17 protein-coding genes and 1 other RNA gene are annotated in these 22,008 nt (G+C 52.4%); 10 read left to right on the top strand and 8 right to left on the bottom strand.

The genetic code is table 11. The annotated features are described in order from the left end of the window. Window positions 1–157 precede the first annotated feature (157 nt). Window positions 158–946 carry a transporter substrate-binding domain-containing protein gene (locus CSQ89_RS04535; RefSeq protein ID WP_099404996.1) on the top strand — a complete coding sequence of 263 codons (789 nt, stop codon included), beginning with the start codon at window positions 158–160 and terminating at the stop codon, window positions 944–946. A gap of 124 nt (window positions 947–1,070) precedes the next feature. On the opposite strand, the gene fba is transcribed toward CSQ89_RS04535, so the two are convergent. From fba to tkt, 4 genes are all read right to left on the bottom strand, one after another. Then, complete coding sequence (gene fba / locus CSQ89_RS04530) at window positions 1,071–2,135, bottom strand: class II fructose-bisphosphate aldolase (RefSeq protein ID WP_099404995.1); 1,065 nt, start codon at window positions 2,133–2,135, stop codon at window positions 1,071–1,073. 136 nt (window positions 2,136–2,271) lie between these two features. Then, window positions 2,272–3,441 (bottom strand): phosphoglycerate kinase, encoded by a 1,170-nt coding sequence (locus CSQ89_RS04525; protein ID WP_099404994.1) that lies wholly within the window; start codon window positions 3,439–3,441, stop codon window positions 2,272–2,274. Between the two features lie 159 nt (window positions 3,442–3,600). Next, complete coding sequence (gene gap, locus CSQ89_RS04520) at window positions 3,601–4,617, bottom strand: type I glyceraldehyde-3-phosphate dehydrogenase (protein ID WP_099404993.1); 1,017 nt, start codon at window positions 4,615–4,617, stop codon at window positions 3,601–3,603. 248 nt (window positions 4,618–4,865) lie between these two features. Continuing rightward, window positions 4,866–6,860, bottom strand: a complete 1,995-nt coding sequence (gene tkt / locus CSQ89_RS04515; protein WP_099404992.1) for a transketolase — start codon at window positions 6,858–6,860, stop codon at window positions 4,866–4,868. Between the two features lie 520 nt (window positions 6,861–7,380). On the opposite strand from tkt, the gene CSQ89_RS04510 reads away from it, so the two are divergent. The 3 genes from CSQ89_RS04510 to CSQ89_RS04500 all read left to right on the top strand — a co-directional run bounded on the left by CSQ89_RS04510 (window position 7,381) and on the right by CSQ89_RS04500 (window position 10,659). Continuing rightward, window positions 7,381–7,743, top strand: coding sequence for an adenosine deaminase (locus CSQ89_RS04510; RefSeq protein WP_099404991.1), 363 nt, complete (start codon window positions 7,381–7,383; stop codon window positions 7,741–7,743). 11 nt (window positions 7,744–7,754) lie between these two features. Next, complete coding sequence (locus CSQ89_RS04505; protein WP_158228901.1) at window positions 7,755–9,605, top strand: lipoprotein N-acyltransferase Lnb domain-containing protein; 1,851 nt, start codon at window positions 7,755–7,757, stop codon at window positions 9,603–9,605. A gap of 253 nt (window positions 9,606–9,858) precedes the next feature. Next, complete coding sequence (locus CSQ89_RS04500) at window positions 9,859–10,659, top strand: nidogen-like domain-containing protein (RefSeq protein WP_099404989.1); 801 nt, start codon at window positions 9,859–9,861, stop codon at window positions 10,657–10,659. Window positions 10,660–11,208: 549 nt separating this feature from the next. Here the strand turns inward: CSQ89_RS04500 and CSQ89_RS04495 are convergent. Further along, window positions 11,209–13,236 carry an NADPH-dependent 2,4-dienoyl-CoA reductase gene (locus tag CSQ89_RS04495; protein ID WP_099404988.1) on the bottom strand — a complete coding sequence of 676 codons (2,028 nt, stop codon included), beginning with the start codon at window positions 13,234–13,236 and terminating at the stop codon, window positions 11,209–11,211. Window positions 13,237–13,316: 80 nt separating this feature from the next. Further along, the gene (locus CSQ89_RS04490; RefSeq protein ID WP_099404987.1) at window positions 13,317–14,243 is read right to left on the bottom strand and encodes an alpha/beta hydrolase family protein; all 927 of its coding nucleotides are present in this window, start codon (window positions 14,241–14,243) and stop codon (window positions 13,317–13,319) included. 281 nt (window positions 14,244–14,524) lie between these two features. On the opposite strand from CSQ89_RS04490, the gene CSQ89_RS04485 reads away from it, so the two are divergent. Continuing rightward, entirely contained in the window at window positions 14,525–18,037 is a 3,513-nt protein-coding gene (locus tag CSQ89_RS04485) for an indolepyruvate ferredoxin oxidoreductase family protein (protein WP_099404986.1), read from the top strand. Between the two features lie 93 nt (window positions 18,038–18,130). Here the strand turns inward: CSQ89_RS04485 and CSQ89_RS04480 are convergent, their stop codons facing one another. Together CSQ89_RS04480 and CSQ89_RS04475 are read right to left on the bottom strand one after the other, a co-directional pair. Then, window positions 18,131–18,679 (bottom strand): DinB family protein, encoded by a 549-nt coding sequence (locus CSQ89_RS04480; RefSeq protein ID WP_099404985.1) that lies wholly within the window; start codon window positions 18,677–18,679, stop codon window positions 18,131–18,133. A 271-nt stretch (window positions 18,680–18,950) separates the two neighbouring features. After that, a complete protein-coding gene (locus CSQ89_RS04475) occupies window positions 18,951–19,454 on the bottom strand; it encodes a TlpA family protein disulfide reductase (protein WP_099404984.1) in 504 nt (167 codons plus the stop codon). A 167-nt stretch (window positions 19,455–19,621) separates the two neighbouring features. Here CSQ89_RS04475 and ylqF point away from each other — a divergent pair, with 167 nt between their 5' ends. The 5 genes from ylqF (at window position 19,622) to CSQ89_RS04450 (ending at window position 22,005) form a co-directional block, all read left to right on the top strand. After that, window positions 19,622–20,533, top strand: a complete 912-nt coding sequence (gene ylqF / locus CSQ89_RS04470) for a ribosome biogenesis GTPase YlqF (RefSeq protein WP_099404983.1) — start codon at window positions 19,622–19,624, stop codon at window positions 20,531–20,533. 129 nt (window positions 20,534–20,662) lie between these two features. Then, on the top strand, window positions 20,663–20,863 hold the full coding sequence (locus CSQ89_RS04465; protein ID WP_099404982.1) for a hypothetical protein: 201 nt from the start codon (window positions 20,663–20,665) through the stop codon (window positions 20,861–20,863). After that, complete coding sequence (locus tag CSQ89_RS04460; protein ID WP_099404981.1) at window positions 20,860–21,168, top strand: cell division protein ZapA; 309 nt, start codon at window positions 20,860–20,862, stop codon at window positions 21,166–21,168. The genes CSQ89_RS04465 and CSQ89_RS04460 overlap by 4 nt, the downstream gene beginning before the upstream one ends. A 35-nt stretch (window positions 21,169–21,203) precedes the next feature. Next, window positions 21,204–21,383, top strand: a non-coding RNA gene (ssrS, locus tag CSQ89_RS04455) — 6S RNA. 25 nt (window positions 21,384–21,408) lie between these two features. Beyond that, on the top strand, window positions 21,409–22,005 hold the full coding sequence (locus CSQ89_RS04450; protein ID WP_099404980.1) for a 5-formyltetrahydrofolate cyclo-ligase: 597 nt from the start codon (window positions 21,409–21,411) through the stop codon (window positions 22,003–22,005). Window positions 22,006–22,008: the final 3 nt, after the last annotated feature.

Below are 22,008 nucleotides of genomic sequence, written 5' to 3'. Positions count from 1 at the left end.
CCATCGCCGACAAGCCCGTTGCTGTCGCCGCACCAAACGTGCTCAGCAAATAGTCGGTGTACAAATCGAGTTCTTTGTTCTTCATGGCGACAGGTTATCGTATGCACTGCGTAACATCAGTTATTAATAGAACGCCGATTGCTCCTGGGAGAATCCCATGCGTCTCATATCGTTTCTAATGCTGTTAATGCTTGGTACCGCATTGGCAGATGACCTTGCTGATATCAAACAACATGGCAGCATCAGAATAGGCGTAAAGGATTCATCTCCTCCCTTTTCCCAATACGACCCTGCCACCAAAACAGTTACAGGCTATGACATCGAATTCGCAATGGGTATTGCCAAGCGACTTGGGGTAAAACCCGTACTGCATACTATCGAATCGTCGGATCGCATACCGATGCTCAACAATAAAACCATTGATATCATTGTTGCCGACTTTTCCAAGACACCCGAACGTACAAAGCAAGTTGATTTCAGTGTTGGCTATTACATTGCTGAAGAACGAGTATTGGGCAAAATTGGCCGCTTTAAAGCAGAAGAAGACATGAAAGGTGCTGTCGTAGGTATTACAAACGGATCAAGCCTAGCAACGGGGATGCCCAAAGACTTCCCTGACACAAAGTTAGTTTTGGTCTCCGACAAGCCTGACTTGGTTAAGCAGTTAAACGCTGGTTTGGTGGATGGAATTGCATCTTCTACACCCGTATTAAACAGTCTTATATCCCAGCTACAGCCGACTAATGCCTATGAATTGTCTAGCTTTCCGCTCTACGTCAAAGCCAGCGCAGTGGGTATCCGGTTGGGGCAAAAAAACCTAGTAAACGCGGTCAATGACGCGTTAATTGACATGGAAAAATCAGGCGAAGCCGTACGTATTTACGAGCGCTGGTTTGGAGCAAATAGCAAAAACCCTATGCCACGTATTTTCAAAATACAGCCATAAACCTACTTGGCTTGAAAAAAGAAAAGCTTACTCATCTCGCTTTGTCTCAAGCACCTTTTCAATACAAACATATGCAAACGCCCCACTTAGCGTGGGTCGTTTCATGTGAAACCTTTACCGTAGATTACTTAACCACAGCAGCCAGTTCCCCCTTCTTGTACTGGTCCGACATTTTTTCCATGCTGATTGGCTTGATCTTGCCGGCTTGGTCTGCCGAGCCGAAAGCCTCGAATCGCAGCTTGCAGATATCCTTGGCTGCCACAGTGGCTTCCTTGAGGAATTTACGCGGGTCGAACTCACTCTTTTGCGTCGCCAGGAAACGGCGGATAGACCCGGTCATGGCCAAGCGAATATCGGTATCGATATTGATCTTACGTACACCATGCTTGATACCGGTCACAATCTCTTCCACCGGCACGCCATAGGTTTCCTTCATCTCGCCACCATACTGGCGGATGATTTCCAGCCATTCCTGCGGTACAGAACTGGAACCGTGCATGACCAAGTGCGTGTTTGGAATACGTGCGTGAATGGCCTTGATGCGGTCAATCGCCAGAATATCGCCCGTAGGCTTGCGGGTGAACTTATAAGCGCCATGGCTGGTGCCAATGGCAATGGCCAACGCATCCACCTGGGTCTTTTTGACAAAGTCAGCCGCTTCGTTGGGGTCGGTTAGCAACTGGTCGTGGCTCAACACGCCTTCAGCACCGTGGCCGTCTTCCTTTTCGCCCATGCCGCTTTCCAAGCTACCCAGGCAGCCCAGTTCTCCCTCTACGCTCACGCCTATCGCATGAGCCATCTCGACCACTTTACGCGTTACATCCACGTTGTATTCGTAGCTGGATGGTGTCTTTGCATCTTCCATCAACGAGCCATCCATCATCACACTGGAAAAGCCCGAACGCATGGCCTGTATGCAAACAGCCGGCGAAGCACCATGATCCTGATGCATGACCACCGGGATATGCGGATAGGCTTCGGTCGCCGCCAGAATAATGTGGCGCAAAAAGGCTTCGCCAGCATACTTACGGGCGCCGGCCGAGCCTTGCATGATCACCGGACTATTGCACTCGTCGGCCGCCTGCATGATGGCAAGGACCTGCTCCAGGTTGTTCACGTTAAAGGCAGGCAAGCCATAGCCATTTTCGGCGGCGTGATCGAGCAACTGGCGCATTGAAACGAGGGACATAGTAAGAACTCCGGGAATTTGTTATTAAGCCTGCGGAATTTTAAACGAAATGTAGTGGTGTAATCCTTACTACATTTCGTTTGGCCGGTGCTTGCCTGCTATTCATCGACAAAAGACATACACCGGCGGCAACAACTTATGCGTGCTGACCAAGTATTTCCACCGCAGGCAGTGTCTTGCCTTCCAGGAATTCCAAGAAGGCACCCCCACCGGTAGAGATATAACCAATCTGCTCGGTGATCCCATACTTGGATACAGCTGCCAGCGTGTCGCCCCCACCAGCAATGCTGAAGGCAGGGCTGGCAGCAATGGCACGGGCCAAAGTCTCGGTGCCTTTACCGAATTGGTCAAACTCGAACACACCAACCGGACCATTCCAGACAATGGTGCCGGCCTTGGCAACCACCTCTGCCAGCACCTTGGCTGAATCAGGCCCGATGTCGAAAATCATGTCGCTGTTGGTTACCGCGGCCAAAGGCTTGATAACCGCTGGCTCATTCGAATCAAACTTTTGGCCCACCACCACATCGGTAGGCAATGGCACATCCCCACCACGCGCACGTATCTTGGCGATTACGCTGCGTGCCTGGTCCAGCAAGTCAGGCTCGGCCAACGATTTGCCAATCTGACGACCTTCGGCCAGCAAGAAGGTATTGGCGATACCGCCACCGACTATCAACTGGTCGACCTTGTCGGCCAGCGACTCAAGAATGGTCAACTTGGTTGAGACCTTCGAGCCCGCCACAATGGCCACCAACGGTCTTGCCGGCTGCGCCAACGCTTTGCCCAATGCATCCAGCTCGGCAGCCATCAATAAGCCCGCACAAGCCGCTGGGGCAAACTTGGCAACGGCATGGGTAGAGGCTTCCGCACGGTGTGCCGTGCCAAAGGCATCGTTGACGAACACATCGCACAGCGCTGCATAGCGCTGGCCCAGCTCATCGCTATTCTTCTTCTCGCCCACGTTGGTACGGATATTTTCCAGCAGCACCAATTCGCCCGCCTTGATTTGAAACCCGGTCCAATCGGTAATCACTGGCACATCACGCCCAATCAGCTCACCCAGGCGCTTGGCAACCGGAGCCAATCTGTCTTCCTCGGCAACCGTACCTTCGGTCGGGCGACCCAGGTGCGTCATCAGAATCACGCCTGCACCGGCCTTAAGGCAGTGTTCGATCGTGGCAAGCGATGCACGAATACGGGTGTCGTCACCGATCTTGCCATCCTTGACCGGCACATTCATATCAACGCGAATCAGGACTTTCTTTCCAACAAGGGCAAGGTCGGTGAGTTTCTTGAAGTTCATGGTGGGCTTGAGTAGGAAGTGGAAAAACAGAAGTCTAGCGTGCAGCGTAGATGTAAGCAGGCTCCTGCTACTACAGAAGCGCCTATTCACTCGTGCATTGGCATTTCAAACACAAACGCCACGGCAAATCACCATGGCGTTGTGTAGGATAAGCCCGCGTTACTGGGCTTTCATCATGGCGCGCGCAGTATTAAGCATCTGCACCGAAAACCCCCATTCGTTGTCATACCATGCGCTGACCTTGACCAGATCGCTGCCACTCACTTTGGTCAGCGTCGCATCAAAAATCGAGGCCTCGCTCGTATGGTTGAAGTCGATCGACACCAAGGGCAAATCGTTGTAACCCAGTACCCCCTTCAATGGTCCACCACCAGCAGCATCACGCATTACGGCATTGATCTCTTCCTTGCTGGTGTTACGCGCCGCATTAAAGGTCAGGTCAACCATCGAGACATTGATGATGGGCACACGCACCGCAAATCCATCGAGCTTGCCGTTCAGTTCCGGCAATACCAAGCCAACAGCTGCTGCTGCGCCCGTCTTGGTCGGAATCAGGCTTTGTGTGGCCGAACGCGCACGACGCAGGTCTTTGTGGCGTACATCGGTCAGAACTTGGTCATTTGTGTAGGCATGAATGGTGGTCATCAAGCCTTTTTCAATACCAATGCAGTCATTCAATACTTTGGCGACTGGCGCCAGGCAATTGGTGGTGCAAGAAGCATTCGAGACTACGGTCATATCACGTGTCAGCACACCATGATTGACACCATAAACAACCGTCGCATCCACATCCTTGTCGCCTGGAGCAGAGATCAAAACCTTCTTTGCACCCGCATCAAGATGTGCCTGGCACTTGGCCTTGCTGGTGAAAGCGCCGGTACATTCCAAAACCAGGTCAATGCCTAAATCACCCCAAGGCAATTCAGCCGGGTTGCGCGTGGAAAAGAAACGGATGTTTTCATCGTTGATGCGCAGCCAGTCTCCATCAGCGCGCACATCGGCGTTGAATCTGCCATGTACCGTATCGAAGCGCGTGAGGTGTGCATTGGTATCGATATCACCTGAAGCATTGATAGCGACGACTTTGAAATCCTGGCCGCGGTTCAGTTCATAAATTGCACGCAGAACATTGCGGCCGATGCGTCCGTAGCCATTGATGGCGATGCGGATGGACATACTAGGATTCTCCTTACTGGGCAGCCAGATGTAGTCGGCGCCAATTAAACTACAAAGGGCGCGATTGTAACCGTCTGCTTATATGAAAGGGGACTACAAACGAGGCAGGAACGGCATTATGGCATTACGGCATGCGGGAAATCCTGATTCCCTATCGCAAGATAAAGCCCCACAGAACCCCTATACACAAGCAAATGAAAAGCCCTGCAAATTGCAGGGCTTTCTATTGCAGTAAAACTAAAAGATGGTTACAGCACTAACTTAGCAGCAGCCACCACATTCTCGACTGTGAAGCCGAACTCCTTGAACAGCAGCGGAGCAGGGGCAGATTCACCAAAGGTATCCATGCCTACCACAGCACCTTCCAAGCCAACATACTTACGCCAGAAGTCTGAAACTCCCGCCTCCACTGCCACTCGTGGCACACCATGAGTCAACACCGATGCCTTGTAAGCTGAATCCTGGCGGTCGAACACATTGGTCGAAGGCATAGAGACAACGCGGGCACGAATCCCTTCGCTGGCCAGCTGCGTTTGCGCCTTCAGCACCAACTCCACTTCAGAACCGGTAGCAATCAATATCACCTGCGCAGCACCACGATCAGCATCGCGCAGCACATAGCCACCCTTGGCAATGTTGGCGATCTGTTCTGCGCTACGTGGTACGAACGCGAGATTCTGACGGCTCAGCACCAAGCTGCTCGGGCGGGTCTTCTGCTCAACAGCCATCGCCCAAGCCACCGCCGTCTCAGTGGTATCGCAGGTACGCCACACGTCCATATTGGGGATGTAACGAAGGGTAGCGGTCTGCTCCACTGGCTGGTGGGTCGGGCCATCCTCGCCCAAGCCAATCGAATCGTGCGTGAATACAAAGATCGGATTGATCTTCATCAGCGCGGCCATACGCAAAGCATTACGGGCATATTCACTGAACATCAGGAAAGTACCACCGTAAGGGCGCAATCCACCATGCAAGGTCATGCCATTCATGATGGCGGCCATGCCAAATTCGCGCACACCGTAGCTGATGTAATTGCCATTGCCTTGGCCATCGATCCACTTGCTGCCTGACCAGTTGGTCAGATTAGAACCCGTCAAGTCGGCAGAGCCCGCCAAGAATTCCGGCAATTTGGGGGAATAGGCTTCCAGGGCAATCTGGCTAGCCTTACGAGTAGCCACGGTTTGAGCCGCATCATTGATCTTGGCAATAGCAGCAGCCTTGAACTCGGCCCAGTCAGCCGGCAAATCACCCGCCATACGGCGTTCAAATTCAGCTGCCAATTCAGGGTGGGCAGCGCGGTAAGCAGCAAAACGATTGTTCCAATTGCCTTCAGCTTCGGCACCCTTCGCCTTTGCATCCCAACCGGCATAAACCTCGGCTGGCAGTTCGAACGGTGTATGAGGCCAATTCAGCGCTTCGCGGGTAGCGGCTACTTCGGGGGCACCAAGCGCGGCGCCATGCACATCATGGGTACCAGCCTTGTTGGGCGAGCCCTTGCCAATCACCGTCTTGCAGCAGATCAACGTTGGCTTGCTGGTCTCGGCCTTGGCAGCAGCAATCGCCCCCAATACGGCATCGACATCATGTCCATCCACACCGGCAATCACATGCCAGCCATAAGCTTCAAAGCGTTTCGGAGTGTCATCGGTAAACCAACCTTCGACATGCCCGTCGATAGAGATGCCGTTGTCGTCCCAAAACGCCACCAGCTTGCCCAGCCCCCACGTACCTGCCAGCGAGCAAGCCTCGTGCGAAATCCCTTCCATCAAGCAGCCATCACCCATAAAGGCATAGGTGTAGTGGTCAACAATCTCATGGCCCGGCTTGTTGAATTGCGCTGCCAACAGCTTCTCTGCCATGGCCATGCCGACTGCGTTGGCAATACCCTGACCCAAAGGGCCCGTAGTGGTCTCAATGCCCGGCGCGTAACCATATTCAGGATGGCCCGGCGTCTTGCTATGCAATTGGCGGAAGTTCTTCAGTTCTGCAATCGGCAAGTCGTAGCCGGTCAGATGCAGCAGCGAATAAATCAGCATCGAACCATGCCCATTGGACAACACAAAGCGGTCGCGATCGGCCCACTTGGGATTCTGCGGATTGTGCTTCAAATGGCTGCCCCACAAGGCCAATGCGATTTCAGCCATACCCATCGGCGCACCAGGGTGGCCTGAGTTGGCTTGTTGCACAGCATCCATGGATAGGGCGCGAATTGCGTTGGCGAGTTGGGTACGTGAGGCAGCCATTGGGATCTCTTTTCCAGTCAAACGAACACGCCATCGGCGCTAACCGCCCCCTCGCCCACCTTGAAAACCAACGTAGAGAAGGAGCCAGTGTGAAGAAAACAAACGACCCTTAGTTAGAGAGTAGGTCGTACAAAATCGGCCGCATTATCGCTTCTCATGCCAACACGGGCAAGGCAAACCGTTGATAATGCGTTGGAATTCCCCAAAGGCTCGTAACTTTACTACGCAAGAATTCGCCTTGGGATGATAGTGCACTACACACCCATCACCACCTATCCAATCTAAGGGACGCATAATTATAGCTAATAGCGTTAGTGCCTTTACGCAGAGGCTAGGGCAGCCCTAATTAACAGCATATGTACGGACAAGGTTTATGGTGAGTTATCTGTGTAAACCCTGTCACATACACGTGTATCAACATGGAAAATGGGTTTGCGATTACTAAATCTGACGAGTATCATGCGCGCCCACTTCTTAATAATATAAGAAGTTAATAACTATTGACTTTGGGATGCTGCTAATGAAAAAAATGTTACTGGTTGCGAGTGCTTCCGCTGTTGTGCTGTTGTCTGGTTGCGCTTCGATTTTGAACGAAGAGACTCAAAAAATTAATGTAGCAACATCGAATGGCCAACCGGCTAAAGTTTCGATCGATGGTAAAACTTTCGATGCGCCAGGTGTAGTTACAGTTAAGCGCCAGAAATTGGACAAAGTTCTGGTAGCCGAAACACCCAACTGCACCAAAGAAACATCGCTGGAAAAGAAGGTTGATTCCAAATTCTTTATTAATATCTTGAGTGGTGGCGTATTTGGCTCTACCACTGACTATGCCACAGAGAAAATGTGGTCATACCAAGACAGCGTGGTTGTATCCTGTAAGTAATGAGACAGGCCATGTTTTGGAAAAGCGGCTTACTAGCCGCTTTTTTTTCCTCACTGATCTGGTTATCTTTCCCTGCCCTGGCGCGAGGAGAAGATACGGTTGTTCAGCGTTTGCAGACCAATGCCATTACGTTACATCTTGATCAAGATCCGACCTGGCTTGCGCTACTGCATATAAGCGGCGGCAAAACTCGCATCTTTGACAAGAGCTTTGTGCTTAGTCACCCCAATTTTTCAGCTAAGCAAGAACTATTACAGACACTCGCTTTGCTGTACGACCCTAATGTAGAAAATACAGGCAGTCAGTGCCGCTTCCCCGCGCGTTATACATGGCTGAAACAAAAACTCAATGCACCTAACCTACCTCTCGAATCCTGTGAAGCATTGCAGCACTTTCGCAAACGCGCGCCAGTAGATTCAGTTGCCGTTGTATTTGCCTCCGAAAATCTTACCCAGCCGTCAAGCATGATGGGGCATTTACTTCTAAAGATAGCGGGAATGAATGAGGAACAGATACCTGTAGAACACGCTATTTCTTTTTTTACGGATACAGGCACGTTTAATTTACCCAAGCTGTTCTATGACAGCTTAGTGATAGGAAAACGAGGCTATTACACGCTCTCTCCATATCAAGAAAAAACAGAGCGATATGTACTCGGTGAACAGCGAAATATATGGGAATACGGGCTCAACCTCTCACCCGAGGTACGTAATCTGGTTCAGCTGCACCTGTATGAACTCAAACAAACTGAATTGACTTATTTTTTTGATAGCTATAACTGCGCCACACTGGTGAATTTTATCCTTGCCGTAGCAGCACCATCGTTACGCGAGCCGAAAGGTTGGTGGTTAACTCCTAATGATGTGATCAAGTCGGTATCTGAACAAGGCTTGGTGCAGCAAACCACCGTCCGTGCATCAAGTCGCTGGATAGTGCGTATGCTCAACGAAAATATGCCTAGCGACAGGACAGCGCTTGTACGCCACGCCGTAGAGCAACGAGAGGTAAATAGCTTTACCGAATCCGAAATAGTAGTACCAAGCTTCTTTGATCTAGAACTTGCTAATGCTTATAACAACTACCTGTTCGAGCAATCTCAGATGCCACGCCAGGATTGGCTTTCTTATGCCAATAAACTGGATAAAGTAAAACATCGGCTATTTCCAGGCCAAACACTAGATGCAAGTGAGTATAAAAAACCAACTGCTACGCCTCAAGACGCTCAAGTCTATGCCGGTTTTTTATATGGAAAACACGCTCGTATTTTGAAGTTTGGGATATTGCCGACATCTCATCAAATTGAAGATGATAATCGACAGTATTTCAGCGAAAACGAGCTACGCTTGTTTGAACTAAATTTAAGCTATGACATTGATCGCCGCCGAATAAAGCTGGATGAACTAACAATCTATGCCGTGCAATCGCTCATTCCATATGATACTTTCACGAAAGGTTGGTCTGGGCGGTTCAGGCTAGGATTATTACCACAGTATAATCAGCAGCTAGAAAGTAAAGCTGTTCCAATCGCTACTGGGGGGCTTGGACTTACTACGCGTATTAACCGCGATATTGATGTATATGGCTTGCTAAGCGTAGGTGCCGGATATGCAAACCAGGCATTCTATGGTTACCTGAATCCAGAAATTGGTTTCATCGCCCGTGAAGTGCATGGTATGAAGTCGCTTATCTCTTATACGCAAAATCATAACCAGCGTAACAGTGGCGAAAGATTTGATGAGTGGGCCTTTCAACAATATTTTCCCATGGGTAAAAATCATGCTGCCAGCGTTAAATATATAGAGCGTAAAGGTACCAGTCTTATCAAACGGGAAGCCGAATTACGATTAAAGTATTACTTTTAACTCAATGCAGAAACCTCTTTAAAATATCTCAAAATATTGCTGTAGTAGACTATTTTTCTTACATTTCCCTTCCTTAGCCGCACCCTAAGATTTACTGGGATGCGGGCATCTACTTGTCGGATTTCTTTACATGCTCAAGAGACAAAAACCGTTCGTCAGACATAAGGCGCTGACTTTAATAAGAAAATATTTTCCGGCATAGATAATGCTTTTTACATTGAAATGACTTCAATTAAAAAGGCTTTTCTTTAAAATGAGACTGTTTACACACCTATTTACCGTGGCGCTTACACTTGTTTGCGCAAGCACCAATGCAGCCGCCATTCGTGATAGCAACTTATTTAATGACGTTGCACTAGCTGCCAACGACGACAATTCTACCGGCCTGGTGGATATTGGATTTAATGTTGACTTCTATTCAATGAAAAATATGGGTCAACTGTATGTTAATAATAATGGAAATGTTACCTTCCTCAACAAATTAAGTGCATTTAGCCCATCTGGTTTAGGCAACATAAGCTTCCCTATTCTTGCGCCATTCTTTGCCGATGTCGATACACGCGCAACAAACTCTGGGGTAGTACGATATGGCACAGATACTATTGCGGGCCATAAAGTATTTGGTGTTAATTGGATTGACGTTGGTTATTTTAATAGGCAAGGCAATAAACTCAATTCCTTCCAGCTGATTTTGACGGATCGATCAGAAACGGGTTTAGGGAATTTCGATATCGAATTCAATTACGATAAAATCCTCTGGGAAACAGGTAGTGCAAGCGATGGTATCAATGGAATTGGCGGTAAACCGGCTACGGTGGGGTATACCGATGGGGGAACTAACAATTACGAATTCTTTGGCTCGCGTACTACTCGGGCGTTCTTGGATGATAATCCAACCGGCCTAATTCATGGCAGCTTGAATTCTGATGTGAACGGTCGTTATATTTTCAATGTACGAGACGGCCAAGTAACTCATGTTCCGGAGCCAACGACCGCGGCGCTATTAGGCTTGGGTTTACTGGCAGGTTTTGCATTTCGCCGCAAAAGATCTTAATTCGTTTCTGCATTGAAAAAAGACGCCTTATTAGGCGTCGTTTTAGTGTTTTTCACAGATACGCTTAGAACCTGTCTAAAGTCTCGCGAGCTAGGGCAAGATAAGGCGAAAACAGCCGAGGAAGCGGAGTTTACAAGTGGTAAATGAGCATGCCGAGGGTGTTTTCAACGCCATATTGCCGACGCACAGCAGACTTTAGACAGGTTCTTAGATGTTCATTCCCGGCAATTGCTGGTTTGGATCGACCTTGAACCTTTCAGGCTCGGTTACAGGCAATCAATAGGGCACCTCGAATAACTATGCTTTTTGATGATAGTTGGCACACAAGTTATTGATATCATTGAGCATGGATTTGTAAAAATGGGGTTTTTCGAGGTGCCCAATAGTACTTCATTCTATTCCGGAGACAGGATTGAACCATTAATTTCTAGGACTGAACATATAAGTACAAAAGCAGTAATTCCGAAAGGCGAAACCAGTCAAACAGCGATTGGTTTCGCCCAATCCAGCAAGTTACGTCAACAATACCTAGCCATCAATACGAGTGGTCTAGATGATGGCAGCGAGGCGGGAGCCCTGGTTGATGGCGCGTTTGGCGTCCAACTCAGCCGCGACATCCGCGCCGCCGATCAGGTGTACCGTCTTACCTGCGTTCTTCAACGCGGCCTCCAATTCGCGTAGTGGCTCCTGCCCTGCGCAAATCACCACATTGTCTACCGGCAACAGCTGGGCCAGGTCTTTGATACGGATATGCAAGCCAGCGTCGTCGATTTTCTCGTACGTCACGCTGGAGAGCATTTCGACCTTCTTCATTTTCAGACTCTGGCGGTGAATCCAGCCTGTCGTCTTACCCAGACCATCGCCAACCTTTGATGCCTTACGCTGCAAGAGCCATACCTCGCGTGGCGAGCCATGGGGCCGTGGGCCGGCTGCCGCCAAGCCGCCTTTCTCGGTCAGTGTATTGTCGATGCCCCATTCGCGTAGGAATGCATCAGTGTCGAGGCTGGTGGGTGTGCCTTCGTGAGTCAGGTATTCAGCTGCATCGAAACCAATACCGCCTGCGCCAATGATGGCTACCCGCTTGCCCACCGGTTTGTCATGCCGCATTACATCCAGATAACTCAGCACTTTGGGGTGGTCGATGCCCGGAATATCGAGCCTGCGCGGTTGGATGCCGGTGGCGAGCACCACTTCGTCGAAGGTGCCCAGGTCGGCAGAGGTGGCGCGGTGGTTCAGGCGAATCTTCACCCCGGTCTGGTCGAGCTTGCGCTTGAAGTAGCGCAGCGTCTCGTGGAACTCTTCCTTGCCCGGTACTTTCTTGGCCACATTGAACTGGCCGCCTAGCTCATGGCTGGCTTCAAACAAAGTGACATCATGTCCACGCTCGGCCGCTACCGAAGCGAACGCCATGCCCGCCGGGCCAGCACCGACCACGGCCAGTTTTTTCTTCTGTGCAGTTGGGGTGTAGTTCAGCTCTGTCTCGTGGCAAGCACGCGGATTAACGAGGCAGGTGGTCATCTTGGCTTGGAAGATATGGTCCAGGCAGGCTTGGTTGCAGCCAATACAGGTATTGATGTCCAGCGCACGGTCTTCCGCCGCTTTCTTCACCCATTCGCTGTCGGCGAGGAATGGGCGGGCCATGGAGATCATGTCGGCATCGCCACGGGCCAGTACCTCTTCAGCGACATCCGGCATATTGATACGGTTGGTCGTGATCAGCGGGATATTGACGTGACCCTTGAGCTTCTTCGTTACCCAAGTGAACCCTGCGCGCGGCACCATGGTGGCGATGGTGGGAATACGCGCTTCATGCCAGCCAATGCCGGTATTGATGATGGTGGCGCCTACGGCTTCGACCGCCTTGGCCAGCTGAATGGTTTCCGCCAGTACTGATCCATTGTCGACCAAGTCCAGCATCGATAGCCGATAGATGATGATGAAGTCGGTGCCGACCCGCTCACGCACCGCTTTCACGGTTTCGACCGGGAAGCGCATACGGTTTTCGAAGCTACCCCCCCAGCGGTCAGTACGCTTGTTGGTCTTTTCGGCGATGAACTGGTTGATCAGATAGCCTTCGCTACCCATCACTTCCACACCGTCGTAGCCAGCCTCTTTGGCCAAGACAGCGCAACGGGCGAATTCGTCTATCGTCTGCAGGATTTGTTCGTCGGTCAGCTCAAGTGGCTCGTAGAAGGCAATGGGCGAAGTGATGGGTGACGGCGCAACCGGCTTGGGTTGAAAGCTATAGCGGCCTGTGTGCAGCACTTGCAGGCAGATCTTGCTGCCGGCGGCATGCACGGCATCGGTGACGATCTTGTGATGTGCCACTTCATCGGCGTTATGCAGCATTGCGCCGCCTTCGTATACCCGACCCGCTTCATTTGGCGCGACACCGCCGGTCACGATCAATCCCACGCCACCTGCCGCACGTTCGGCATAAAAGGCTGCCATGCGCTCAAACCCATTGGGGGATTCTTCCAGGCCGGTGTGCATCGAACCCATCAACACTCGGTTCTTCAGTGTGGTGAAGCCAAGGTCGAGCGGGGCGAGCAGATGTGGGTAGGGTGCGTGAGGCATGTCGGGCTCCAGTACGGTAAGGTTGTCGCCGGTACATAGCCGGCGTATGTCATTGCAAGATTTGTTTACTGCTACGGCTGTTACGCGTTGACTTGTCTCAGGAATTGGCTCGATGCGACTGCACTCCGTGCATCCACAGCATGTTTGGTCGTTTTCAGCTGTGGACTTATGAGCGGCTGCCAAAGTGTGTCGCGGTTGGTGGCCTTGAAAAAGCCGAAATGGCCGATGCGACCAAGCCCCATATCCTGTGGTTTTATCTGCTGTATCTGCACCTCGCTGCGTTTGTAAAAGCTATGCAGCGAGGCGATATTACGTGCCGACATCATCTCGTCATCGCTAAAGCTGAATGCGGTGATGGATACCTCCACAGCGGCAAAACGTTGACGGATAGGTTCACCTTCCACACCAACCGCGTAGTCGCGATGCAGGCACCAACGCCGCCATTGTTGCATCACCCGGGCGGGTAAATCACCCACCATCCCCAGACGGCGACCGGGGAAGTAACCAAACAGAGGGGTGAGCAGCGGGGCAAAACCAAACCACAATAACCAAGCTTTGCGTTTGAGGGTTAGGGCATTTTCGCGCCAATACCCACTGCCCGCTGCGATGGTTAGGATGCGATCAACCAAGCCGATATTGGGTGTCAGACCAGGCAATTGACCTCCCAGACTATGGCCGATCCATATTACCGGTTTGCCTGGGGCTTGCTGGGCTGCCCAATCGACCATGGCGGCGCAGTCATGTTCCGCCCAGCCAACTACATCGATATCCAGCGCGTTCAGCGGCCCCTGCCGCGAATCGCCCATGCCGCGGTAGTCAAAACTCAGCGTAAGCCAGCCTTGCTCCGCCAGCCATTGGGCAAATGGCGCATAAAAGCGCTGTGGTACCCCCATGGCCGAAACCAAAAGCACCGTTCCTTGGAGAGGACGAGTGGGTTGGTAACGACGTGCGGCCAGCGCATAGCCATCCGCTGTCAAAACCGTAAGTGTCGATACGTTATCCATCATATCTCCGTGCCAGAGTTGATTAGCCTGGGGTCAAGTCATTGATATACAAGATACTTACTAATCAGTAAGTAGTCAATCGAGCACTTGATTGATGCGTTATTGCCAATGATTGACGTTAACGTCAAATAAGCAGAGCATTTGCTCGACAATGCGCCTAAAATGCGCGCGCATTCCTGACAAAGCTTATTCGCCCTTCCTGCGCCCAGCCAAAAGCGACAACGCAGGACAAGCCACGACCGCTGCCAATAGAGCAGCGGCCTTCAGCCAAAGAAGGAGACACAATGGGAAACGCTATCTCCCTGAATGATAAATATGCGTTGGCCAAGGGCCTTGCATTCATGACGGGTACCCAGGCCTTGGTGCGCTTGCCGATGTTGCAACACCAGCGTGATCTGGCGGCGGGTTTGAATACCGCAGGTTTTATATCTGGCTACCGTGGTTCGCCATTGGGCGGGCTTGATCAAGAACTGACGCGGGCCAAGAAATACCTCGATCCACACAAGGTGGTCTTCCTTCCCGGTGTAAATGAAGACTTGGGTGCGACTGCTGTGTGGGGCTCACAGCAAGTCGGTTTGTTTCCAGGCGCGAAGTACGACGGTGTTTTCGCCATGTGGTACGGCAAAGGGCCTGGGGTCGATCGTTCCGGCGACGTAATTCGCCATGGCAACGCGGCGGGCTCTTCAGCCCTTGGTGGTGTACTGCTGATAGCGGGGGATGACCATGCGGCCAAGTCTTCCACCCTTCCACATCAGACCGACCACGCGTTTGATGCCTTTATGGTGCCGGTGCTAAACCCAGCTGGTGTGCAGGAATTCCTGGATTTTGGCATCCACGGTTGGGCCATGAGCCGCTATTCCGGCTGCTGGGTAACGCTGAAGGCCATCTCGGACACCGTTGAATCTTCCGCGATTGTCGAGATCGACCCGGATCGTGTCCAACCCATACTGCCTACCGATTTCAAGATGCCGGCTGGTGGGCTCAATATCCGCTGGCCCGACCCCCCTCTGGTGCAGGAAGAGCGTCTGCTGCACCACAAGCTGTATGCCGTATTGGCTTATGTGCGGGCCAATAAGCTGAACAAGATTGTTGTCGATTCGCCTAAACCGCGGCTGGGCATCATGACGGCGGGCAAGAGCTACCTCGACGTCATGCAGGCGTTGGACGACCTTGGCATTGATGAAGAGCTGGCTGCGGATATTGGCTTGCGCATATTCAAGGTGGGCTTGACCTGGCCCTTGGAAAGCGAGGGCACCCATGCTTTTGCCGAGGGGCTGGATGAAATCCTGGTGGTGGAAGAGAAACGTCAGGTGCTGGAATACCAGCTTAAGGAACAACTCTACAACTGGCAGGAAGATGTACGCCCGCGTGTGATCGGCAAGTTCGATGAAAAGGGCGAATGGACGTTGCCGGAGGGCAACTGGTTGCTACCGGCTGCCGGTGAGCTTACCCCGGCGATGATTGCGCGCGTCATTGCCGCCCGCATCTCCCGCTTCTACACCAGCCCGGTTATTGAAGAACGGCTGCGCTTTCTCGACGAAAAAGAAAATGCCCTGAAAAAGCCGCGCGACATCATTCTGCGTCAGCCTTACTTTTGTTCTGGCTGCCCGCATAACACATCCACCAAGTTGCCTGAAGGCTCGCTGGCTCTGGCCGGTATTGGCTGCCACTACATGGCGATGTGGGTGACGCCGGGCACCAAGATGTTCAGCCAGATGGGCGGCGAAGGCGTTACCTGGGCAGGCATACAGCCGTTTACCAATACCGAGCATGTCTTCGTCAACCTTGGTGATGGCACCTACTTCCATTCGGGCATTCTGGCGATACGCCAAGCCGTTGCCGCCAAGCTGCATATCACTTACAAACTGCTCTACAACGATGCGGTAGCTATGACGGGCGGCCAGCATGTAGATGGCACGTTGACGGTGCCGATGCTGACTCGCCAATTGGAAGCCGAAGGGGTGAGCAAGATCGTCATCACCTCGGACGAACCCGAGAAATACAACGGCGTGCAGGGCTTGGCTGCCGGCATTACGGTGCACCATCGCGACGAACTGGACCGCATCCAGCGCGAACTGCGCGAGACACCGGGCGTCACCATCCTGATCCATGACCAGACCTGCGCCGCAGAAAAGCGTCGTCGTCGCAAGCGCGGCAAGATGGTCGACCCACCACGGCGTGTGGTGATCAATGAGCGTGTTTGTGAGGGGTGCGGCGATTGCTCCAAGCAGTCCAACTGCTTGTCGGTGATTCCGGTCGAAACCGAATACGGCCGTAAGCGCAAGATCGACCAGTCCAGTTGCAACAAGGATTTCAGCTGCCTCAAAGGCTATTGCCCCAGCTTCGTGACCCTTGAAGGTGAAGTTAAACCCAAGCGGTCGAAACTGGGTGCAGAAGCCTTCGCCAGCCTACCGGCCCTGCCAGAACCCAGGCTGCCTGGACTGGAGCGGCCTTGGAGTGTGCTGGTGACGGGTGTTGGTGGTACCGGTGTGGTGACCATTGGTGGCGTATTGGGTATGGCGGCGCGTATTGATGAGATTGGTACGACGGTGTTGGACCAAACGGGCTTGGCGCAAAAGGGCGGGGCAGTAACGACACACCTGCGTTTTGCGCAGGAACAGGACAAGCTGCATGCCGTGCGGATATCGGCAGGCGACGCCAATGTGGTGCTGGGGTGCGACATGGTGGTGACAGCCACCAATGACTGCTTAGCCAAGATGCGGCGCGATTTCACCTTTGCATTGCTCAATGGCTTTGAGGCGTCGACGGGTGACTTCACCAAAAACCCGGACATGAAGTTCCCCTCGCATTCGATGCTCGATACAGTCAAACAGGCAGTCGGGGAGGGACATTTTGATCAAGTTGACGCCACGCAAATTGCTACAGCATTGATGGGGGATTCTATCGCCACCAATATGTTTATGCTTGGTTATGCTTGGCAAAAAGGGCTGATCCCGGTGTCGGGCGAGGCCATCATGCATGCAATCGAACTTAACGGGGCGGCTGTGCAAATGAACCAGCAAGCGTTTGTCTGGGGACGCCATACAGCCGTGGACAGGATACGGGTCGAGAAGATTGCCTTCCCGCAGGTACGTCAGGCAATCAAGCTGGCCAACCAGACGTTGGATGAATTTATTGCCCGTCGGGTTGCCGATCTGACGCAGTACCAGGATTCGGCGTACGCCTCCCGTTACAGTTCAATGATAGATAAGGTGCGATTGGCGGAGCGCCGTGCTGCGCCGGAGTCTGAACTATTGACCTGGGCTGCCGCCCGCGCGTACTTCAAGGTATTGGCGTACAAGGACGAGTATGAAGTGGCACGTCTTTATACCGATGGCGAGTTCCATAAGCAGCTGGCCGAACAGTTTGACGGTAATTACAAATTGAACTTCAGCCTGGGACCTACTTGGTTACAGTGGCTGGCCAAGAATGGCCAAGCCAAGAAGTTCAAGCTGGGTAGCTGGATAATGGGCGCTTTTGGTATGCTGTCTCAGATGAAAGCCTTGCGTGGGACTGCGCTGGATGTATTTGGCTACGCCGAAGACCGTAAAATGGAGCGTCGCCTGATCGGTGAATTTGAGCAGAGCCTGGATGCAGTACTGGCGGGCTTGAATAGTGAGAAATTGCCGGCTGCTGCTGAAATTCTGAGCTTCGTCCAACAGATTCGTGGCTATGGCCATATCAAGTTGGCCGCCTATGGAACTGTGAAACGGGAGTGGGAGGACAAGCTCAAGCAGTACCAAAGCAATGCTGCCTCGGTAGCAAGTGTAGTTAAGCCTGTGCCAATCCGGTTGTAGTCATCTTTCGTAAACAAACAAACGCCACCCAATTTCTCGGGTGGCGTTTTAACCTTTACTACACTGTTCTCTTATAAAACAAATTTGAGATCGTCATCGGCCTGGGTTGTTACCTTTGGCTATTTTCGAATGAGCAAGGCTATCCTGCATATCGCGGCGGTAATTAATGAAGTCCATGTCGACAGTTGGTGCGCCAAGACGTACCGCTAAGCCTGCTATCTGGCCGCGATAATGGGCGCAGTCGGTCGCAAAGTGAGTCAACACGTCGTGAATCCAATTGTGCTGTTCAACACCGGCCGATGTTTTGAAGTGCAATTCTCCGACGAAGTACGACTCTGGCTGGGCTTCTACCCAATGCTGGGTTTGCCGCATTGTTTGTTTTAACGCCAACTTTAACTCTCGCCACTCATCAAAAAGCTGCTGGTCGAGTTTGTAGTCCTTGGGTTCGCCTTGTAATCGCCCTAGCCATTTCAAATTGATCACCAAAAGGTGATTCACTGTGCCATGAATGCTTCGGAAGGGTAGCCCTTCTTCGTGTTTGCGTACTTCATCCGACAGCTTGTCACAACTCGCAAGCAGTTTGTCATTGGCCCAGTGTTGATAATCAACCTGGTAAAGAAAGTGGTTTTTCCATGAAATCATCGGCGCTTCCTCCTCGAAGCTGGTTACAGCTTAGGCTGTTCTTTGAAATGCTGCTAAAAAACGCATGTCCATATAAAAGCGGCCGTTGCATCAGTGCAAATATGAGGAAGTAGGGTCGACAAATGCCCTTTGAAGCTGTTCAAAGTCTTGCGAGCTAGGGCGAGACAAGGCGAAAACGACGGAGGAGGCGGAGTTTACGAGTGGTAAATGAGCATGCAGAGGCTGTTTTTAATGCCGTATCGCTGACGCGCAGCAGACTTTGAACAGATTCTTACGTTTCCCTGAGCTTCTCTTCTATGAGGGCATGCAGCTGAGTGAAGTCGGGCTCTCCCAGATACCGTTGAACAATATTGCCCCGCTTGTCGATCAATACGGTGGTCGGGGTCAACTTTACATCGCCGAACTGCTTGGCCAGGCTGCCGTCCACATCAAGCGCCACGAAGAAGGGGAGTTTGGCTTTTTCGGTATAGGCCGCGACATAATTGGGTGGGTCATAGCTCATGGCGACTGCGATTGTCTCGAACCCCTGGGCGGCGTATTTATTGTGGGTTTCAATCAGCTTGGGCATTTCACCCATGCAGCCACCGCAGCTGGTGGCCCAGAAATTGACCAATACCACCTTGCCTTTCAGCGCAGCTTGCGTGGTTTGCTGGCCCTTGATCGAAGTGTATTGCACCGCGGGGGCTTGGGTCTGAGCGGTATTGCCAACATAAAGGATAGTGCCAAGCGCGGCGGCAATACCGGCGGCGACGAAGACTTTCAGCAGTGGTTTCATAGCGGGTCACCCAGGCGGGTAGCGGTTCGGCAGTAGTGCCTTAACCGGGGCAAAAGTTGCACAAGCGGCTATTGTATTGATTTTCCGATACTTTCGCTCTGAAGGTATAATCCGCGCCCCTTCCTGCTAGCGATAAAGCGGGTACACCTTTTTAGCGAGTACAGACGATGGCAATCCAATGGTTCCCCGGCCACATGAACAAGGCGAAGAAACAAATCGCCGACACCATGGCCAAAGTGGATATGGTCATCGAAGTACTCGACGCCCGCTTGCCACACATCACCACCAATCCACTAATCCACGAGTTGCGTGTACATCGCCAGCGCCCCAGCTTGAAAGTACTGAACAAAGCTGATTTGGCCGACCCGAATGTGACCGCCGCATGGGTGCAGCATTTCAAGCAGGAAGCCAATACGGCGGTGATTACGCTGGATGAAGCCGGCAAGGCGCGCGACATGGGTAAGTTGCTCAAGTTGTGCCGCGAGCTTGTGCCTCATCGCATTGGGGGCGAAAAGCCGGTGCGGGCGATGATTCTCGGTGTGCCCAATGTAGGGAAGTCCACGCTGATCAACAGCCTGGCCAAGCGCAAATTGGCCAAGGTGGCCGACACGCCCGGCGTAACGCAATCGCAGCAACGCATCGAACTGCCGGACGGCACCATTTTGGTGGATACCCCTGGCATGATGTGGCCGAAGATTGCTTCGAACAACGACGGCTACAAGTTGGCGCTCTCGGGCACTATCGGCCGTAATGCCTTCGATGCGGTGGATGTAGCCTGGTATGCCATGGGTTGGTTGGCGCTAAATGCCCCTGCCAGCATTGGCAGCCGCTATAAGCTCAAAGACTTGAGCGAACCCGGCGATGTGCTGTTCGAGCAGGTTGGGCGGGCGATGGGTTATATCCTGCCCGGCAATCGAGTTGATGACCAAAAAACTGCTGAACGCATCCTGACGGATTTTCGTGCCGCTACCCTCGGGCGCATTTCGCTGGAACGGCCTAACGACAGCCTGGATATGGATCTGGGTGAGGAAGTTGATGCACAAGCCGAAATCGGCACTGAATCAAGAGATGCCGAATGACATTATCTCGCTGGCCTAGTCGTCGAACGTTGGTCCAGTTATCGGTTGCGACGGTGCCGATAGCTGACGGACCACGGTTGCAAAAATCGACTAGAATCGGCTCATCCTTTACCGTCCTCGATTCCCGCTATGGAAGCTGAACTGCAGAATCTGGAAGACCGCATTAACAGCCTGGCCGCAATATGCCAGCAGCTGCGAACGGAGAATGTCGCCTTGCGCCAGGAAGTTCTGGTGCTGAAGGGGGACAATAAGCGCTTGGTTGATAAGGTGGAAATCGCAAAGTCCAAGGTCGATGCCCTGCTGGAACAACTGCCGGAGGAAGCTGAATGAGCGAGCTCAAGCAACTGGATGTCACAATCATGGGGCGCGAGTTCCGAGTGGCATGCCCGCCAGCGGAAGAGCCTGCCCTGATGGAGGCGGTGAACTATCTTGATATGAAGATGCGGCAACTGCGTGATAGCGGCAATGTGATGGGCATCGATAAGATCGCCATCATGGCTGCGTTGAATATCACCCATGAATTTATGAACACCCGTGTAGCGGGGGGTCTGGACATGGCCGACTTTAAGCGTAGAATCGGCCGCATGCAGCAGACTATCGATCAGTCGCTGAAGGAACAGCAGAAACTGTTCTGAATTTTTTGGCAGATTTACTGCCTTGCTCTTTCAAAGTTTCCCTGCGGCGTTCGTTCCGGTTCGATATTCTTTGAACCAATATATTGCCCTAGGTTGTATGGCTGGCCGCGCCTGTTGTGCGCATCGTTTATCCGATGTGCCTGATGGCGTGCCGCTTGCGACCACTTGAACCTTTGGTTCAAGATGTGAGCCGGGACGGCGCCCGCGGGGATCCCCACCCCGCAATCCTCCAAAAATTCCATGACCGATAAAGCTAACCTCCGCCGCGAACTACGCCGGAGACGTATGGCTGTGCCCGCCAGGCAGCGTAGGCTAGCCGAAAACAAGGTAGCTCGACGTGCGTTGCACTTTCTGCGGCCTGGGCAAGCGGTGGCGGCTTATGTAGCGATGGGCTCAGAACTATCGCTGGCTGCATTGATTCGGCTCGCCCTGGCGCGGGGTTGTTCGGTCTGGTTACCTGTACTGCCTAGTCGAGGCCGGTGCATGCGGTTTGCAGACGTGGCGGATTCCCGTGGGGTTTGGCGGCGCAATCGTTATGACATCAAAGAATTTCTTTCCACGCGCCGTTGTCTGCCACGCCAATTGGCAACGGTATTCCTGCCCCTGGTCGGATTTGATCTTCAGGGAGGGCGGCTTGGCCAAGGTGGCGGCTATTACGACACGACATTCGCTTTTCGCAACCAAGCGGTAGCGCTGCGAAAGCCCCGTATGGTAGGCGTTGCCTTTGAATGCCAGCGTGTGGTGCAGGTCCATCGAGAAGCGCACGATGTGCTATTGGATTGGGTGATCACTGAGAAGACAAGCTATCGTTGTGTACCCTCTAGACACTCGACCTGATTC

Origin of the sequence: Chitinimonas sp. BJB300 (assembly GCF_002735695.1) — a bacterium.
GTDB lineage: Bacteria > Pseudomonadota > Gammaproteobacteria > Burkholderiales > Chitinimonadaceae > Chitinimonas.
The sequence above is the reverse complement of the archived record's forward strand: the minus strand, read 5'-3'. Positions and strand labels throughout refer to the sequence as shown.

Bases quoted from the DNA above. Each gene is read 5' to 3' on its own strand.
- CSQ89_RS04535 (WP_099404996.1), top strand. From the start codon at position 158: ATGCGTCTCATATCGTTTCTAATGCTGTTAATGCTTGGTACCGCATTG.
- fba (WP_099404995.1), bottom strand. From the start codon at position 2,135: ATGTCCCTCGTTTCAATGCGCCAGTTGCTCGATCACGCCGCCGAAAAT.
- CSQ89_RS04525 (WP_099404994.1), bottom strand. From the start codon at position 3,441: ATGAACTTCAAGAAACTCACCGACCTTGCCCTTGTTGGAAAGAAAGTC.
- gap (WP_099404993.1), bottom strand. From the start codon at position 4,617: ATGTCCATCCGCATCGCCATCAATGGCTACGGACGCATCGGCCGCAAT.
- tkt (WP_099404992.1), bottom strand. From the start codon at position 6,860: ATGGCTGCCTCACGTACCCAACTCGCCAACGCAATTCGCGCCCTATCC.
- CSQ89_RS04510 (WP_099404991.1), top strand. From the start codon at position 7,381: ATGAAAAAAATGTTACTGGTTGCGAGTGCTTCCGCTGTTGTGCTGTTG.
- CSQ89_RS04505 (WP_158228901.1), top strand. From the start codon at position 7,755: ATGTTTTGGAAAAGCGGCTTACTAGCCGCTTTTTTTTCCTCACTGATC.
- CSQ89_RS04500 (WP_099404989.1), top strand. From the start codon at position 9,859: ATGAGACTGTTTACACACCTATTTACCGTGGCGCTTACACTTGTTTGC.
- CSQ89_RS04495 (WP_099404988.1), bottom strand. From the start codon at position 13,236: ATGCCTCACGCACCCTACCCACATCTGCTCGCCCCGCTCGACCTTGGC.
- CSQ89_RS04490 (WP_099404987.1), bottom strand. From the start codon at position 14,243: ATGATGGATAACGTATCGACACTTACGGTTTTGACAGCGGATGGCTAT.
- CSQ89_RS04485 (WP_099404986.1), top strand. From the start codon at position 14,525: ATGGGAAACGCTATCTCCCTGAATGATAAATATGCGTTGGCCAAGGGC.
- CSQ89_RS04480 (WP_099404985.1), bottom strand. From the start codon at position 18,679: ATGATTTCATGGAAAAACCACTTTCTTTACCAGGTTGATTATCAACAC.
- CSQ89_RS04475 (WP_099404984.1), bottom strand. From the start codon at position 19,454: ATGAAACCACTGCTGAAAGTCTTCGTCGCCGCCGGTATTGCCGCCGCG.
- ylqF (WP_099404983.1), top strand. From the start codon at position 19,622: ATGGCAATCCAATGGTTCCCCGGCCACATGAACAAGGCGAAGAAACAA.
- CSQ89_RS04465 (WP_099404982.1), top strand. From the start codon at position 20,663: ATGGAAGCTGAACTGCAGAATCTGGAAGACCGCATTAACAGCCTGGCC.
- CSQ89_RS04460 (WP_099404981.1), top strand. From the start codon at position 20,860: ATGAGCGAGCTCAAGCAACTGGATGTCACAATCATGGGGCGCGAGTTC.
- CSQ89_RS04450 (WP_099404980.1), top strand. From the start codon at position 21,409: ATGACCGATAAAGCTAACCTCCGCCGCGAACTACGCCGGAGACGTATG.